At 65.2% G+C, this 13,696-nt stretch carries 14 protein-coding genes; 4 read left to right on the top strand and 10 right to left on the bottom strand.

Annotated features, from left to right (window positions below):
* Nucleotides 1-44: 44 nt before the first annotated feature.
* Both QTH90_RS03100 and QTH90_RS03105 read right to left on the bottom strand, forming a co-directional pair.
* Nucleotides 45-413: a nuclear transport factor 2 family protein gene (locus tag QTH90_RS03100; RefSeq protein WP_286663056.1), complete on the bottom strand. Its 369-nt coding sequence runs from the start codon at nt 411-413 to the stop codon at nt 45-47.
* Nucleotides 414-415: 2 nt separating this feature from the next.
* Nucleotides 416-2,944 (bottom strand): sodium-translocating pyrophosphatase, encoded by a 2,529-nt coding sequence (locus QTH90_RS03105; protein ID WP_286663057.1) that lies wholly within the window; start codon nt 2,942-2,944, stop codon nt 416-418.
* Between the two features lie 260 nt (nt 2,945-3,204).
* On the opposite strand from QTH90_RS03105, the gene ppa reads away from it, so the two are divergent.
* Nucleotides 3,205-3,732, top strand: a complete 528-nt coding sequence (gene ppa / locus QTH90_RS03110; RefSeq protein ID WP_286368039.1) for an inorganic diphosphatase — start codon at nt 3,205-3,207, stop codon at nt 3,730-3,732.
* A 66-nt stretch (nt 3,733-3,798) separates the two neighbouring features.
* Here the strand turns inward: ppa and QTH90_RS03115 are convergent, their stop codons facing one another.
* On the bottom strand, nt 3,799-4,974 hold the full coding sequence (locus tag QTH90_RS03115) for a GNAT family N-acetyltransferase (RefSeq protein WP_286663058.1): 1,176 nt from the start codon (nt 4,972-4,974) through the stop codon (nt 3,799-3,801).
* A gap of 10 nt (nt 4,975-4,984) precedes the next feature.
* Nucleotides 4,985-5,923 (bottom strand): DMT family transporter, encoded by a 939-nt coding sequence (locus tag QTH90_RS03120; RefSeq protein ID WP_286663059.1) that lies wholly within the window; start codon nt 5,921-5,923, stop codon nt 4,985-4,987.
* Nucleotides 5,924-6,030: 107 nt separating this feature from the next.
* Between QTH90_RS03120 and QTH90_RS03125 the strand changes: the two genes are divergently transcribed.
* Nucleotides 6,031-7,725, top strand: coding sequence for an NAD+ synthase (locus tag QTH90_RS03125; protein ID WP_286663060.1), 1,695 nt, complete (start codon nt 6,031-6,033; stop codon nt 7,723-7,725).
* On the top strand, nt 7,722-8,060 hold the full coding sequence (locus tag QTH90_RS03130) for a P-II family nitrogen regulator (RefSeq protein WP_286565984.1): 339 nt from the start codon (nt 7,722-7,724) through the stop codon (nt 8,058-8,060). Before QTH90_RS03125 ends, QTH90_RS03130 begins: the two co-directional genes overlap by 4 nt.
* 114 nt (nt 8,061-8,174) lie before the next feature.
* Here QTH90_RS03130 and QTH90_RS03135 read toward each other — a convergent pair whose 3' ends face one another.
* Genes QTH90_RS03135 through QTH90_RS03160 form a run of 6 tightly spaced genes read right to left on the bottom strand, consistent with a single transcriptional unit; the run spans nt 8,175 to nt 11,598 of the window.
* Nucleotides 8,175-8,765: an LOG family protein gene (locus QTH90_RS03135; RefSeq protein WP_286664451.1), complete on the bottom strand. Its 591-nt coding sequence runs from the start codon at nt 8,763-8,765 to the stop codon at nt 8,175-8,177.
* A 30-nt stretch (nt 8,766-8,795) separates the two neighbouring features.
* On the bottom strand, nt 8,796-9,188 hold the full coding sequence (locus QTH90_RS03140) for a diacylglycerol kinase (RefSeq protein WP_286663061.1): 393 nt from the start codon (nt 9,186-9,188) through the stop codon (nt 8,796-8,798).
* On the bottom strand, nt 9,185-9,751 hold the full coding sequence (locus tag QTH90_RS03145; protein WP_444814670.1) for an RDD family protein: 567 nt from the start codon (nt 9,749-9,751) through the stop codon (nt 9,185-9,187). Before QTH90_RS03145 ends, QTH90_RS03140 begins: the two co-directional genes overlap by 4 nt.
* Before the next feature lie 19 nt (nt 9,752-9,770).
* Nucleotides 9,771-10,592 carry a DUF3106 domain-containing protein gene (locus QTH90_RS03150; RefSeq protein WP_286663062.1) on the bottom strand — a complete coding sequence of 274 codons (822 nt, stop codon included), beginning with the start codon at nt 10,590-10,592 and terminating at the stop codon, nt 9,771-9,773.
* Between the two features lie 14 nt (nt 10,593-10,606).
* On the bottom strand, nt 10,607-11,035 hold the full coding sequence (locus tag QTH90_RS03155) for a DUF3619 family protein (protein ID WP_286663063.1): 429 nt from the start codon (nt 11,033-11,035) through the stop codon (nt 10,607-10,609).
* Nucleotides 11,032-11,598 (bottom strand): RNA polymerase sigma factor, encoded by a 567-nt coding sequence (locus QTH90_RS03160; RefSeq protein ID WP_286663064.1) that lies wholly within the window; start codon nt 11,596-11,598, stop codon nt 11,032-11,034. Before QTH90_RS03160 ends, QTH90_RS03155 begins: the two co-directional genes overlap by 4 nt.
* Nucleotides 11,599-11,885: 287 nt before the next feature.
* On the opposite strand from QTH90_RS03160, the gene QTH90_RS03165 reads away from it, so the two are divergent.
* Entirely contained in the window at nt 11,886-13,661 is a 1,776-nt protein-coding gene (locus QTH90_RS03165) for an acetolactate synthase 3 catalytic subunit (RefSeq protein WP_286663065.1), read from the top strand.
* The last annotated feature ends 35 nt before the right edge of the window (nt 13,662-13,696 follow it).

Raw genomic sequence — 13,696 nt, forward strand, 5'->3', positions numbered from 1 at the left:
CTGTGCCCGGGCTTGCGGCCACCAAGCGGCGATGCAGCGGGCGGCTAGCCCGGCTTCATCTGTGCAGGGTCGTAGAAGAACTCCTCCTGTGCAATGCGCTCGCCCTCCCACCGCTGCCAGGCGAGTTCTTCGATGTGCATGCGGCGGCCATCCTTGCCGGTGAAATCGAAGATCCACCGGATGACGACGTGGTCGCCATTCACGAGCACGGGCCGCACGCATTGCGAGTCGACCGAGGCGGTGTTCGCGAGGACGGCACGTTCGTGCGCGACCAGCACATCGCGGCCACGCCGCGGCTCTGCCTGGTTTTCGCGCATGGTGGCGCCTTCGGTGTAGTAGTCCTCGATCGCCTTGGCGTGCTCGCCGCTTTCGACCGCGGCGATGAACGCTTCGAGCGTGGCCGTCGAAGGCATGGCTACTGGACTTTCACTTCCACGCGGCGGGCTTCCGCCGGCGGCCCGTCGGCCGTCGTCTGCGCGGGCTTGGCGAGTTCGACCTTGTCGTCCGGCACGCCGGCCAGCTTGAGCGCCGCGCCGACCGCCATCGCTCGCTGCTTGGCGAGCTCCGCGTTCTTTGCCGGGTCGCCGGACGCGTCGTGAAAGCCGCTCACCAGCACGCGATTGCCGCTTTGCACGGCCTTCACGATGTCGACCAGCGCCTCGCTGGAGCCCGCGGGCACTTCAGCGCTGCTGGTTGCGAAGTAGAACTTGACCACGCCGCCCTCGGTCTTGATCGAGGGGCCTGCCTCGGCGGCGGCCACCGGGGCGGCAGCAGGTGCCGCCGCTGCAGGTGCCGGCGGCGCCACAGCCGGCGCAGCGGGCGCAGCAGGTGCCGTCGCAGGCGGTGGTGCGGCATGCGGTGCCATCGCGCCTGCATCGCCGGCGTGGAACTTGACCACCAGCGGCACGATCAGCAGCGCCACGATGTTGATGATCTTGATCAGCGGATTCACCGCGGGGCCTGCCGTGTCTTTGTAGGGGTCGCCCACGGTGTCGCCGGTGACGGCCGCCTTGTGCGCCTCGGAGCCCTTGCCGCCGTGATGGCCGTCCTCGATGTACTTCTTGGCGTTGTCCCACGCGCCACCGCCCGTGCACATGGAGATGGCAACGAACAGGCCGGTGACGATGGTGCCCATCAGCAGACCACCGAGCGCCTTGGGTCCGAGCACGAGACCGACCAGGATCGGCACCACCACGGGCAGCAGCGAGGGGATCATCATTTCCTTGATCGCCGCGCCGGTCAGCATGCTCACCGCACGTCCGTACTCGGGCTTGCCGGTGCCCTCCATGATTCCGGGGATCTCGCGGAACTGCCTGCGCACTTCCTCCACCACCGAACCGGCGGCCCGGCCCACGGCCTCCATCGCCATCGCTCCGAAAAGGTAGGGGATCAGGCCGCCGATGAAGAGGCCCACGATCACCATCGGATCGCTCAGGTTGAAGCTGATGTTGAGTCCGAAGCTCTCGAGCTTGTGCGTGTAGTCGGCAAAAAGCACTAGCGCAGCGAGCCCGGCCGAGCCGATGGCGTAGCCCTTGGTGACGGCCTTGGTGGTATTGCCCACCGCGTCGAGCGGGTCGGTGATGTCCCGGACACTGGCCGGCAGTTCCGACATTTCGGCGATGCCGCCGGCGTTGTCGGTGATGGGACCGTAGGCGTCGAGCGCGACCACGATGCCGGCCATGCTCAGCATCGCCGTTGCGGCCACGGCGATGCCGTAGAGGCCGCCCAGCATGTACGAGGCCAGGATCGCGATACACACGAAGATCACCGGCCATGCGGTCGAGCGCATCGACACGCCGAGGCCGGCAATGATGTTCGTGCCATGGCCCGTGGTCGAAGCCTGGGCAATGTGACGCACCGGTGAATATTGCGTGCCGGTATAGAACTCCGTGATCCAGACCAGAGCCGCCGTCAGCGCCAGGCCCACGAAGCATGCGCCGAACAGCTTCAGTTGGCTGCCGGTGGGCGCAATGGCGTTGTCGGGAATCAGCCAGCTGGTCACGAACCAGAACGCGATCAGCGACAGGATGCCCGCGACTGCGAGGCCCTTGTAGAGCGCCGGCATGACGTTGACCATGCCCGGCGAAGCCTTCACGAAGAAGCAGCCGATGATCGACGCGATGATCGACACGCCGCCGAGCGCCAGCGGATACAGCACCGCATTCACCGGCGCCGCGGCCACCATCAGTGCGCCAAGGACCATGGTGGCGATCAGTGTCACCGCATAGGTCTCGAACAGGTCGGCCGCCATGCCGGCGCAATCGCCGACGTTGTCGCCCACGTTGTCGGCGATCACGGCCGGGTTGCGCGGATCGTCCTCGGGGATGCCTGCTTCGACCTTGCCCACCAGGTCGGCACCGACATCGGCGCCCTTGGTGAAGATACCGCCGCCCAGCCGCGCGAAGATCGAAATCAGCGACGAACCGAAAGCAAAGCCGATCAACGGATTGAGCAGCGTCGCAAGGCTTTTATCCGGCGTCAGGTTGCCGTTGCCCACGAGAAACCAGTAGAAGGCCGATACGCCCAGCAGGCCCAGGCCCACGACCAGCATGCCGGTGATGGCGCCGCCGCGAAAGGCCACATCCAGCGCCGGGCCGATGCCCTGGGTCGCGGCTTGCGCCGTGCGAACGTTGGCCCGCACCGACACGTTCATGCCAATGAACCCGCAGGCGCCCGACAGCACCGCGCCGATGATGAAGCCCACCGCAGTGGTCACGTCCAGGAAGATGCCGATCAGGATCGCCAGCACCACGCCGACGATCGCGATGGTGCGGTACTGCTTCGCAAGGTAGGCCGCGGCGCCGGTCTGGATGGCCGCCGCGATCTCCTGCATTCGGGCATTGCCCGGGTCTTTCGAAAGAATCCAGCTGCGCGCCCAGAAACCATAGGCTACGGCCACGAGGCCGCAGACGATGGCGAGGACGAGAGGGGTGTTGCCAGTCATGCCTTTGCTTCTCCAGTAGTTCGTTTCATAACTTGTGGAGACGTAAGCCCGACCTGTGCGCAACGCGTACGGGTCAGTGCTTCCGCCGCGTTGCTTCCTCGAAGCCCCGATGCCGCGCAGGCATGGGGCCGATTGGCCAACGCGGCCAATTTACAGGCAAAAGTGGCGTTCTGTGCGACTGTCCCGTGACATGGAAAGTAAACTTCGGGTTTGTCCGCATCCGGCGTACAACACTTTCAACTACTCCAAAGACACGCACCATGTCCCTCGGCAAAGTTTCCCCCGGCAAAGACGCCCCCGAAGCCTTCAACGTCGTCATCGAGATCCCGATGAACGCTGATCCGATCAAGTACGAAGTCGACAAGGAATCGGGCGCGATCTTCGTCGACCGCTTCATGACCACCGCCATGCACTATCCGACCAACTACGGCTACGTGCCGCAGACCCTGTCGGGCGACGGTGACCCGGTCGACGTGCTGGTGATCACGCCCTGGGCGCTGGTGCCCGGCGTGGTGGTGCCGTGCCGTCCCATCGGCATCCTGATGATGGAAGACGAGGCCGGCGTCGACGGCAAGGTGCTCGCCGTGCCGACCGACAAGGTACTGCCCATCTACAGCCACTGGAAGAAGGTCGAGGATGTGAACCCGATGCGCCTGAAGGCCATCACGCACTTCTTCGAGCACTACAAGGATCTCGAAGCCGGCAAGTGGGTCAAGGTGCTGGGCTGGGAAGGCATCGACGCCGCCAAGAAGGAAATCATGGACGGCATCGCGAACTTCAAGAAGTAAGTTTCAGGCCCGGATACCTGCAAGCGCCTCGCGGCATACGTCGCGAGGCGCTTTTTGCTTTGGAGATCATTCGGACGTGCGGAACGGGCTGCGCTCACCGAGGTGGTCCATGTAGTTCTCGATGCCGGCGCCTTCGCGTTCGAGAAAGCGTTCCACCGCGTCTGCGAACGCGGGATGCGCCAGCCAGTGCGCGCTGGTGGTCATGACCGGCATCAGCGCGCGCGCCATCTTGTGCTCGCCCTGAGCACCGCCTTCGAAACGTTCGACGCCGTGTTCGATGCACCACTGCAGCGGCTGGTAGTAGCAGGCCTCGAAGTGCAGGCAATCGACGCGTTCGAGGGCTCCCCAGTAGCGACCGTACGCCACGAGCGGGTGCTCGGAGGCATCGTCGCCGCCCAGGCCCGCGGAGAGCGCAATCAGGCTGGCCGCGATCGGCTTGCCTCCGCGCTCGGCGACGAAGAGCAGCCACGCCTCCGGCATGGTGGCCGCCATGCGATGGAAGAAGTCCCGGTTCAGGTAGGGCGGGTTGCCGTGCTCGCGATAGGTGCGGGCATAGCAGCGGTAGAAGAAGTCCCAGTCGGCGTCGCTGATGTCGGTGCCGCGCGACCAACGAAAGCGCACGCCGGCATCGTGGACCTTGCGGCGCTCCTGGCGGATCTTCTTGCGCTTGTCGTGCGAGAGGCTGGCGAGGAAGGCGTCGAAGTCCGTCCATCCGCCATTCGTCCAGTGGAATTGCACGGTATGGCGCAGCATCAGGCCGGCCTCCGAGCAGGCCGCGATGTCCTCGTCTGCACCGAAGAGCAGGTGCAGCGACGAAACTTCGGATTCGCTGCACCAGGCGATCAGTGCCTGCGCCAGAAGGAGGCGGCTTGCTTCATCGCGGGCAAGCAGGCGTGCCCCGGGCACGGGGGTGAATGGCACGGCGACGACGGCCTTGGGGTAGTAGGCCAGTCCATGCTGCTCGTACGCATTCGCCCAGGCCCAATCGAACACGTACTCTCCGTACGAATGGTCCTTGACGTATAGGGGGCAGGCGGCGTCCAGCCGATCACCTTGCCAGAGCGTGATGAACTGCGGCGTCCAGCCGCTGGCCGGAGACGCACTGCGGCTGGCGTCCAGCGCGTTCAGGTACGCGTGACGCATGAAGGGTGAGCGGGCTGGCTGCAGGGCGAGCAGCCCGTCCCATGCGGCGGCGTCGATCTCCGACGCAGAGCTGTGGATGCGGATGACAGGATCGGCCAATGGCGCCTCTTCAACGCTTGCGGGAACCGAGGCTCTCGGCGATGTAGATGCCACCCAGCACCAACGCCAAAGCTACCGCGTGGTAGGCCGACAGCGGCTCGCCGAGGATGAGGACTGCCAGCAGGGGCCCGAAGACCGGAACCAGGTTGAGGAACACCCCGGCCCGCGCCGGGCCGATCAGTCCAACCGCCTGGATGAAGGTGACCTGGGAGATGAACGACGGCAACAAGCCGATGAAGAGGATCAATGCGATGCCCTTCATCGTCGGCATGAAGAACTGCCCCATTGCGATCTCGGCAGCGACCAGCGGCAGGGAAACGATGCACGCGACGGCCGCGGTGGCCGCAAAGAAGACGATGGCCGGCACCTCAGGCCGCCTGCGCAGACCGAGCGCGTAGCCGGCGTACAGCAGGCAGGCGATGATCATCCACACGTCGCCGATGTTGAACGCCAGTTGCGCCAGCATGGCGAATTGACCACGCGACGCGACGACCGCGATGCCCGCGACCGTCAGGGCCACACCCACGATATGCAGGCCGGTGATGCGACTGCGGAAGAAGAGAAAGCTGCCTACCAGCACGAACACCGGAATGGTGCCCTGGATGATTGCGATGTTGATCGCCGTCGTGTGATGCGCGGCTGCGTAGAAGAGGGCATTGAAACCGGTGAAGCCGAGCGCGCCCATGAGCGTGATGGAGCGCCACGACGGCAGCAGCGCGCGCCAGTGAGTGGCAATCTCTTCACGCGACGTGATGCCGAGCGCCACGCAGCAGACGATCCAGCGCGAGAAGGTCAGCATCATCGGCGAGACTTCGCCTACTGCAAGTCGCGCGGCGACCGCGTTGGCGCCCCAGATCAGCGTGGTGAACACCAGCAGCACGTAGGCCTGAGCCGGGGGCCGCGGAACGAAGGATTCGAAGAAGTTGGCGAAAGAGGAACCTGTGCGCATCGCCCGACGAGGGTAACAGCCCACGCGCCGGCACGTGCATGGCGGGTCATGAGGCCTGTCCCGCAAGGGCCGATGACATAATCGATCAGCCCTTTTCTTGCTTCGATATGACACTGAAACTCGCGATCGCGCAGCTCAATTTCGTGGTGGGTGACCTCACCGGCAATGCGCGGAAGATCGTCGATGCGGCGCGATCCGCCTATGCGCAAGGTGCCCGCCTTCTGCTCACGCCCGAACTCTCGATCTGCGGCTATGCGGCAGAGGACATGTTCCTTCGTCCGGCTTTCGTATCGGCCTGCGACGATGCGGTGAGGGGTGTCGCGACGGAACTGGCGGATCTCGACGGCATGGTCGTCGTCGTCGGCCATCCCACCGGCGGAAGCCTTCGCAGCAAGTCGGTCGCGGTGCAGTTTCGGCACAACGCTGCCAGCGTGCTCTCCGAGGGACGCATTCTCGCCACCTACGCCAAGCGCGAACTGCCCAACTACCAGGTGTTCGACGAGCGCCGCTACTTCACACCCGGCGACGGCGTCTGCGTGTTCGAGGCAGGCGGGGTGTCGGTCGGACTGTTGATCTGCGAGGACGCCTGGTTCGACGAACCGGCGCAACTGGCCAAGGATGCCGGTGCCGAGGTGCTGGCGGTCATCAATGCGTCTCCGTTCCACGTCGGCAAGGAAGGCGAGCGCGTGGCGCGGATGGCGGACCGCGCCAGGGCTGTCGGGCTGCCGTTGGTCTATGCGCATCTGGTTGGGGGACAGGACGAAGTCGTCTTCGACGGCGCCTCGTTCGCGCTCCAGTCCGATGGCAGCACAGCGCTGCAGGCCGAAAGCTTCAAGGAGAAGCTGGTCTGTGCGCAGATGGAACGCATAGACGGCAGCATCCGGTTCGGGCACGACCGGGCCGCCGTGGCGCCTCCGCCTGAGGCCGAAGCGCAACTCTGGGATGCACTGGTTCTGGGCGTGCGCGACTACATCGGCAAGAACGGCTTTCCCGGTGCCATCCTGGGCCTGTCGGGCGGCATCGACTCCGCGCTGGTGCTCGCGATTGCCGTCGACGCGCTGGGCAAGGACAAGGTGCGCGCCGTGATGATGCCGTCGCCGTACACGGCCGACATCAGCTGGATCGATGCGCGCGAGATGGCGCGGCGGCTCGGCGTGCGCTACGACGAGATCTCGATCAGGCACACCTTCGAATCCTTCCTGGGTGCCCTGGCTGACGACTTCAAGGGGCTGCCCGAGGACACAGCGGAGGAAAACCTCCAGGCGCGTATTCGGGGCACGCTGCTGATGGCCTTGTCCAACAAGTTCGGCTCGATCGTGCTGACCACCGGCAACAAGAGCGAGATGGCGACCGGCTACTGCACGCTGTACGGCGACATGGCGGGCGGATTCGCGGTCATCAAGGACTTGCTGAAGACGACCGTGTTCGCGCTGGCACGCTGGCGCAACGCCCACGACCCGTACGGCACCGGCTCGGAGCCGATCCCCGAGCGGATCATCACGCGCCCGCCGAGCGCCGAGTTGCGCCCGGACCAGACGGATCAGGACAGCCTCCCGCCCTACGAGATCCTCGACGGGATCCTGGCACGCTACATGGAAGACGACGAGGGCATCGACGAGATCATCGCCGCGGGCTATGAACGCACCATCGTCGAGCGCGTGGCCCGCCTGATCAAGATCAACGAGTACAAAAGGCGCCAGGCGCCAGTGGGAATCCGGGTCACCCATCGGAGCTTCGGCAAGGATTGGCGCTACCCTATCACCAGCAAGTTCAACGAAACCGCCGGAAGAAAGACCGTATGAAGCAAATCACCGCCATCCTCAAACCGTTCAAGCTCGATGACGTGCGCGAGGCCCTGGCCGAGGTCGGCGTCACCGGACTCACCGTGACCGAGGTCAAGGGATTCGGCCGACAGAAGGGACATACCGAGCTTTACCGGGGCGCGGAGTACGTGGTCGATTTCCTGCCGAAGATGAAGGTGGAAGTTGTCGTCAACGAGGCGGACGTCGATCGCTGCGTCGACGCCATCGTCAGCGCGGCGCGCACGGGCAAGATCGGCGACGGCAAGATCTTCGTGACCAATGTGGAGCGCGTCGTGCGCATCCGCACGGGTGAAGAGGACGAAGCCGCCGTCTAGCAGAAGCTCGCCCCCAGGCTGCGCGCACTGCGTGTCGCTTCGCCTCCCCCCTGCCGGGGGCGGGCCGGCCGCTTCGGGCGGCCGGGCGCGGCGGCCCTTGAAGGGGGCGCTGCTTTAGAGCACTTCTGCCAGCTTGTTGCCGCGGGGGTGCCGGCGGGACTCTTCTACGAGGGCTTCGAGCAGGGCGGTCGAGTCGTCGCCTGTGCGGACCAGATCCATTTGCCATTCGCCCATGAAGCCTTCGCGGACGCTGTGCGCCAGGAAGGCCAGCAGGGCGTCGTAGTAGCCGTCGACGTTGAGGATGCCTACCGGCTTGTCGTGGTAGCCGAGCTGGCGCCAGGTCCAGATTTCGAACAGTTCTTCGAGCGTGCCGATTCCTCCGGGGAGGGCGATGAAGGCGTCGGCGCGCTCGCCCATCATGGCCTTGCGCTCGTGCATGGTGTCGACGACGTGCAGCTCGTCGCTCTGGCGGTTGGCCAGTTCCTTGTCGACCAGAGCCTTGGGGATGATGCCGACGACGCGGCCACCTGCGGCGCGGGTGGCTTGGGCGACGGTGCCCATCAGGCCGGTGCGGCCGCCGCCGTACACCAACTGGCCGCCGCGTTCGCCAATCCACTGGCCGACGGCTTGGGCCACCTCGGTAAATTCAGGCCGCTCGCCGGGCCGGGAGCCGCAGTACACACAAATTGAAAATGAGGGAGTCATGCCCTCAATCATGCCGTGCTCGGGCGTCGCCTATGTGGCGAAGCGTTGCCAGAGCGCCGCGATCCAGACGCCGCTGCAAAGCAGGATGGACAGCAGCACGGCGGCGCTCCCGAGGTCCTTGGCCGTCTTCGAGAACGAATGCCACTCCGGGCCGATGCGGTCGATGGCGGCCTCGATGCCGCTGTTGAGCAGTTCCACGATCAAGACCAGGACTACGGTCGACACGAGGAGCGCGACTTCGACCCAGCCCCGGCCAACCCAGAAGGCCGCAGGAAGCATGACGATGGCGCAGACCACCTCCTGCCGGAAAGCGGCTTCGCGCCAGCCCGCACGAAAGCCATCGACCGAAATGAGCGCCGCATGCCAGACCCTGGACAGGCCTTGCCGCGACTTCTGTGGGTTGGCGGAATTGGTGTCGCTCATCGTCTGCTGAGCGGCTTGGAGGCGACCAGGCGGGTGCCCGCCCACGCGTCATGCCAGAACTGGCGTTCCGGGTGAAATCGCGCGAGGAGGGCCCACACGACCACCCACCCGATGATCAGCACCGAGGCTTCCCCTCCTGACAGCTTGAACGGCGAAATGGCGGCCAGCGGCGGCAGGAACCAGACCCAGCTCAGCAGATAGCGCACCAGAGCCCGACCCTGCGTGAGCGGGCGGCCGGAGCGGTCGATCACCCGGATACCCCAGGTCTTCATGGCCAGCGTCTGGCCCTTGGACCAGAACCAGACGAAGTACACGCCGAAGACGATAAACAGGAAGGCTTGCAGCAGGTGCCGCCGCGAATCCATAGCGTCGCGCATCTGGCCCAGAGTGCTGAACAGCCAACCGGCGACGAAGACTACGGCGAAAAGCAGCATGCCCTCGTAGAGCCAGCAGGCCATTCGGCGCCAGAGGCCGGGTGCGGTCAGCAGTGCGGGAGTTTGCGGAGGGACTTCGTCGGGAGCCGGGTGGCCAGAGCCGGGCCTGCCGGAGGAACTGGAGGTCATCAACACCTTGAAACTTGGATCACGGCGCTGAAGAGGGTTGCTCGGTCAGGCGCACGGGTGGCGCGGCCGGGGCCGGCGCTTCGGCGGCCGGCGTCGAGACGGGTGGCGAGGGCACCTGCGCTTCCGCGCTCACCGGTGGAAAAGCAGGTGCGGGCGCCGGCGGCGGAGCGGGCGGCCGTGCGGACGCCACGGGGGCGGGCGCGGCCGGAGGTGCCAGTTGAATCCGTGGCGCGTGCTGGCCGTCGGGGCCGAGGGCGGGAAGCGGCGCGAGCTTTTGAGCCGGTACGGGACGGATGGTGGGCGCTGCGCCTGGGGTCTTCGATGTGGTGGCGCGCGCTGCGAGCTTGCCTTTTTCTTCGTCGCTGAGGGCCTGGTAGGCCTCCCACTTCGCCTTGCGCTCGTCCACCGGAACCTGCTTGACGTCGGCGAAGTTGAGCCGGGCCTGTGCGCGCTGCTGGTTGCTCAGGCTCGCCCACTCGGTCATGCGGCTGTGAAGGACCTCCTGGTCCGCATCGGGCAATTTGGCGTAGTCGCGCGAGATCACCAGCCATTTGCGTTTGTGCGGTTCGGTCAGATCGTCCCAAACCGGGGCGAGAGGCTGGAGCGCGCGCTGCTGCCGGGTCGTCAGGTCCCGCCACAGGGGCTTGGCGACGGTCTGCTTGGCCGGCGGCGTCGTCTGCGCGGCGGAGGTGGCGGGCTTGGCCGGCTGCGCCTTCGCGGAAGCCGCCAGGAAACCCGCATCCACAAACAGCAGCCCCGCGATCAGCCACGCGCTGGTGGTCCAGGGGCGCGGCCGCGCAAGGCCGAGCGCTTCGGCGCGAGGAAGGGGACGTGGCGACATTCGGTGGCTGGCGATCAACGTTCGGACGTGGCTTCCGTCTTCAGGAACTGAGCGAAGCCCGGATCGGTGTAAGCCGCCGGTGGCAGGTCATCGGTCAGCAGCGCCGAGTCGACCTCGGCGAGTTCGTTGGCGCGGTTGTCTTCCTGCAGCACGCTGATGGCCATCAACCCGGCCACGAGGGCGATCAGTGGAACGACCGAACCGATGCGCGTCCACCACCAGCCGGCGCCCAGCGTCGCCGTGTGGCCATTCGACACCACCGTAGGAGCGATGCGCAGCTGCGGAACCACCTTGCGGCGGGCTACCGCCTGCACCCGGGCGGCCCGCAGGCGCTCGCTGACCTCGTGCGACAACTCGAGATTGCCGGCGGAGAGGCGGCTGGCGACACGGCGGCCGAATTGCTCTTCGAGCGCATCGGAGGAGGCAGAAAGCGTTGTATTCATAGCGAAATTCCCTTGGCCTTGAGCGCTTTGCTCAAGGCATGAACGGCGCGCGAGCAATGGGTCTTCACGCTCCCTTCGGAGCAACCCATTGCGGCGGCCGTTTCGGCGACGTCCATTTCTTCCCAGTAACGCATCAGAAAGGCCTCGCGTTGACGACCCGGCAAGGCGGCGATTTGTTCCTCGATCTCGTGGAAAACCTGGGCGCGCCGCGTCGTGTCCTCGGCGCTCTCGGTTTCGCGCATGTCCATCGGGAGCTGGACGTGCTCGAGCAGGTCGAAATCACCGTCATCGTCCACTGTCTCGAAGTCGCTCAAGTTCGAGAAAAGGGCCCTGCGGGTTTTCTGGCGTCGGAACCAGTCGAGGGTCGAATTGGAAAGAATTCGCTGGAACAGGAGCGGCAGTTCGCTGGCCGGTTTGTCGCCGTAGTGCTCGGCCAGTTTCATCATGCTGTCCTGCACGATGTCGAGCGCCGCCTCTTCGTCCCGCACGTGGTAGACGGAGCGCTTGAAAGCGCGCCGTTCAACGCTCTTCAGGAAGTCGGAAAGTTCTTGTTCAGTGGCCAAGCGAGTCTGGCGCCGGAGAGGCGCCGCGTGGGGGATATGTCTCTGAGGGACGTTGGAGTTTTCGCCGCCGCGGATTATGCCTTTGCGCATGCATTGGCCCCTGGCCGGTTGGCCGGCGTCGATCCGGTGTCATAATCCGCCTTGCAAGTCAAAAGGCAAACGGGTCACGGTCCGGCGGTATATCCAATCCGCCCATGGTTGTGGCCTCAAGTCCTGACGCGGTTTCAAAAGAGCTGGCGAAGGGGCACCCAAGGTTTTTCGTTCCCGAAAAAACACAAAGGTTGATCATGGAAATCTCAAAGGCGGAACTCGCTTCCGCAGCAGCCGTCACCGGCAGTCAAACGCAAGAACTCATGGGCGCCGAAGTGCTGGTCAAGGCACTGCAGGCCGAAGGCGTCCAGTACGTCTGGGGCTACCCGGGCGGCGCGGTTCTCTACATCTACGACGCGTTCTACAAGCAGGACACCATCCAGCACGTGCTGGTGCGTCATGAGCAGGCGGCGGTGCATGCTGCGGACGGCTATGCACGCGCGACCGGCGAGGTCGGCGTTGCGCTCGTCACCTCCGGCCCCGGCCTGACCAATGCCGTCACCGGCATCGCGACCGCGTACATGGACAGCATCCCGATGGTGATCATCTCGGGCCAGGTGCCGACGGCGGCGATCGGCCTCGATGCGTTCCAGGAATGCGACACGGTCGGCATCACGCGCCCCATCGTCAAGCACAACTTCCTCGTCAAGGATCCGAAGGATCTGGCCATGACGATGAAGAAGGCCTTTCACATCGCACGCAGCGGCCGTCCGGGTCCGGTGGTCGTGGACGTGCCGAAGGACGTCTCCTTCAAGAAGGTCGCGTACAACGGCTATCCCGACAAGGTCGAGATGCGCTCGTACAACCCCGTGCGCAAGGGTCACGGCGGCCAGATCCGCAAGGCGCTGCAGCTCCTGCTGGCGGCCAAGCGACCCTATATCTATACCGGCGGCGGCGTGCTGCTCGGCAACGCGACGAACGAACTGCGCACGCTGGTCGACATGCTCGGCTACCCGGTCACCAACACCCTGATGGGGTTGGGCGCCTACCCGGCAAGCGACCGCAAGTTCCTCGGGATGCTCGGCATGCACGGCACCATCGAGGCCAACAACGCCATGCAGAACTGCGACGTGCTGCTGGCGGTGGGCGCGCGTTTCGATGACCGCGTGATCGGCAATCCCAAGCATTTCGCGCAGAACGAACGCAAGATCATTCATGTCGACATCGACCCGTCCAGCATCTCCAAGCGGGTGAAGGTCGATATCCCGATCGTGGGCGACGTGAAGGAAGTCCTGGCCGAACTGATCTCGATGATCAGGGAAAGCTCCACGCGTCCCGACGCGGGCGCGCTCGCCAGCTGGTGGGACACCATCGAAGGCTGGCGCGGCAAGGACTGCCTCAAGTACGACCGCGGCAACAAGGACGTGATCAAGCCGCAGTACGTGGTCGAAACCCTCTGGAACATGACCAAGGACGCCGACACCTATATCACGTCGGACGTCGGCCAGCACCAGATGTGGGCTGCGCAGTACTACCGCTTCGACGAGCCGCGTCGCTGGATCAATTCGGGCGGCCTGGGCACCATGGGCGTCGGCATTCCCTATGCGATGGGCATCAAGCTTGCCAAGCCCGAGTCGGAGGTGTTCTGCATCACGGGTGAAGGTTCGGTGCAGATGTGCATCCAGGAGCTGTCGACCTGCCTGCAATACAACACGCCGATCAAGATCTGCTCGCTGAACAACCGCTATCTCGGCATGGTGCGGCAATGGCAGGAGATCGAGTATTCGGGCCGCTACAGCCACAGCTACATGGACGCGCTGCCGAATTTCGTGAAGCTCGCCGAGGCCTATGGCCACGTCGGCATGCTGATCGAGCGCCCGCAGGATGTGGAGCCGGCGCTGCGCGAGGCGCGCAAGCTCAAGGACCGCACGGTTTTCATGGACTTCCGTACCGACCCCACCGAGAACGTGTTCCCGATGGTCAAGGCCGGCATGGGCATCACCGAAATGCTGTTGGGCTCCGAGGACCTTTAATCAGACGAAAAGCCGGCCCGTTCAGCGGACCGGCG

Origin of the sequence: Variovorax flavidus (assembly GCF_030317145.1) — a bacterium.
Taxonomy (GTDB): domain Bacteria; phylum Pseudomonadota; class Gammaproteobacteria; order Burkholderiales; family Burkholderiaceae_C; genus Variovorax; species Variovorax flavidus.

Excerpts from the sequence above, each read along its gene's own strand:
- QTH90_RS03150 (WP_286663062.1), bottom strand. The coding sequence starts at position 10,592 with ATGTCGCCACGTCCCCTTCCTCGCGCCGAAGCGCTCGGCCTTGCGCGG.
- ppa (WP_286368039.1), top strand. The coding sequence starts at position 3,205 with ATGTCCCTCGGCAAAGTTTCCCCCGGCAAAGACGCCCCCGAAGCCTTC.
- QTH90_RS03165 (WP_286663065.1), top strand. The coding sequence starts at position 11,886 with ATGGAAATCTCAAAGGCGGAACTCGCTTCCGCAGCAGCCGTCACCGGC.
- QTH90_RS03130 (WP_286565984.1), top strand. The coding sequence starts at position 7,722 with ATGAAGCAAATCACCGCCATCCTCAAACCGTTCAAGCTCGATGACGTG.
- QTH90_RS03140 (WP_286663061.1), bottom strand. The coding sequence starts at position 9,188 with ATGAGCGACACCAATTCCGCCAACCCACAGAAGTCGCGGCAAGGCCTG.
- QTH90_RS03125 (WP_286663060.1), top strand. The coding sequence starts at position 6,031 with ATGACACTGAAACTCGCGATCGCGCAGCTCAATTTCGTGGTGGGTGAC.
- QTH90_RS03120 (WP_286663059.1), bottom strand. The coding sequence starts at position 5,923 with ATGCGCACAGGTTCCTCTTTCGCCAACTTCTTCGAATCCTTCGTTCCG.
- QTH90_RS03135 (WP_286664451.1), bottom strand. The coding sequence starts at position 8,765 with ATGACTCCCTCATTTTCAATTTGTGTGTACTGCGGCTCCCGGCCCGGC.
- QTH90_RS03155 (WP_286663063.1), bottom strand. The coding sequence starts at position 11,035 with ATGAATACAACGCTTTCTGCCTCCTCCGATGCGCTCGAAGAGCAATTC.
- QTH90_RS03145 (WP_444814670.1), bottom strand. The coding sequence starts at position 9,751 with ATGACCTCCAGTTCCTCCGGCAGGCCCGGCTCTGGCCACCCGGCTCCC.
- QTH90_RS03105 (WP_286663057.1), bottom strand. The coding sequence starts at position 2,944 with ATGACTGGCAACACCCCTCTCGTCCTCGCCATCGTCTGCGGCCTCGTG.
- QTH90_RS03100 (WP_286663056.1), bottom strand. The coding sequence starts at position 413 with ATGCCTTCGACGGCCACGCTCGAAGCGTTCATCGCCGCGGTCGAAAGC.